At 62.0% G+C, this 1502-nt stretch carries 2 protein-coding genes; both read right to left on the bottom strand.

Annotated elements, in window-relative coordinates:
- Positions 1-539, bottom strand: a 539-nt coding sequence (locus tag EN879_RS35510; protein ID WP_164774822.1) for a response regulator, incomplete at its 3' end; no start/stop codon positions are given.
- A partial coding sequence (locus tag EN879_RS35505; protein ID WP_127274696.1) for an ATP-binding protein occupies positions 529-1502 on the bottom strand: 974 nt, incomplete at its 5' end. The genes EN879_RS35505 and EN879_RS35510, both read right to left, overlap by 11 nt.

Here is a 1502-nt window from a genome sequence, read left to right as displayed (position 1 = left end):
GCGGCCAGTTCCTTGCCCGAGCCAGACGGGCCGATGATCATCACGCGGCTGTTGGTCGGCGCGACGCGTTCGATGGTCTGACGCAACTGGCTCATCGCCGACGACATGCCGATCAGATCGAAGGTTTCACCGCTGCGCAGCTTGAGGTCGGAAACCTCGCGCCGCAATTTCGAGGTCTCGAGCGCACGTTCGGCAATAAGGATCAGCCTGTCGGCCTTGAACGGTTTTTCGATGAAGTCATAGGCGCCGCGACGGATGGCGGAGACCGCCGTTTCGATGTTGCCGTGGCCGGAAATCATCACCACCGGCAAGGTCGGATGCATCGTCTTGATCTCGTCGAGCAGCGCCAGCCCGTCGAGACGCGAGCCCTGCAGCCAGATGTCGAGGAAAATCAGCCGCGGCGCGCGATCAGCTATAGCAGCGAGCGCGCTGTCGGCATCGAATGCCGTGCGGGTTTCGTGACCTTCGTCGCTCAGTATGCCCGCGACGAGTTCACGGATGTCTTCCTCGTCATCGACGATGAGAATATCAGACGCCATTACCGACCTTTTCAGTTTCTCTTTCGTTTTCCGCCCTGCTTTCGCCGCGCGGAGCCGTTGCGGCCGCAGGCGGCAGGATGATGCTGATCATCGCGCCGCGCCCATCGTGGAAGTCCGCAGGAGCATCGTGTAGTTCCAGCCTGCCACCATGGTCCTCCACGATCTTCTTGACGATAGCGAGGCCAAGTCCGGTGCCCTTCTCGCGTGTGGTCATGTAGGGCTCGAGCAGCCGTTGGCGATTCTCGCGCGGCAGGCCTTTGCCATTGTCGATGACGTCGATTCGAATCACACCATTCTGGCGCCCGGCCTGAATCCGGATTATGCCGTGCGAACCATCCTTCTGTTCCAATCCGTCGATTGCCTCGGCGGCGTTCTTGATCACATTGCCGAAAGCCTGCGCCATCAGCCGGCTGTCGAACGTGCCCTTCAGCGGCTCGCTGCCGAAGGTCCGCTCGAAGGTGATGTCGGCGCGGCTGACCTCGACCAGGAACGAGGCCTCGCGCAGCGATTCGCGCAGATCTATGGCCTTCATCTCGGGCTTCGGCATGCGCGCGAACGCCGAGAATTCGTCGACCATACGGCCGATATCCTCGACCTGACGAATGATGGTGTCGGTGCACTGGTCGAAAACCTCGCGGTCCTCGGTAATCACCTTGCCATAGCGGCGCTTGATGCGTTCGGCCGAGAGCTGGATCGGCGTCAGCGGGTTCTTGATCTCGTGGGCGATACGCCGCGCCACATCCGCCCAAGCCGACGAGCGCTGCGCCTGGACCAGGTCGGTGATGTCGTCAACCGTCACGACATAGGACTTTTCCTCCGAGCCGTCATCGCCGGCCTCGATGGTGATCTGAACGTTGAAGGTCCGCTCGGCGCCGGCGCGGTAGAAGGTCACCTGCTCGCGATAGACGGGTTTGCCGGACTTGCGGCCGATTTCGAAGACGCGGCCGACATGCGGCAGCACGG

The organism is Mesorhizobium sp. M7A.F.Ca.AU.002.02.1.1 (genome assembly GCF_003998535.1).
GTDB lineage: Bacteria > Pseudomonadota > Alphaproteobacteria > Rhizobiales > Rhizobiaceae > Mesorhizobium > Mesorhizobium ciceri.
Note: the sequence above shows the minus strand (reverse complement) of the source record. Positions and strands in the feature narration are given on the sequence as shown.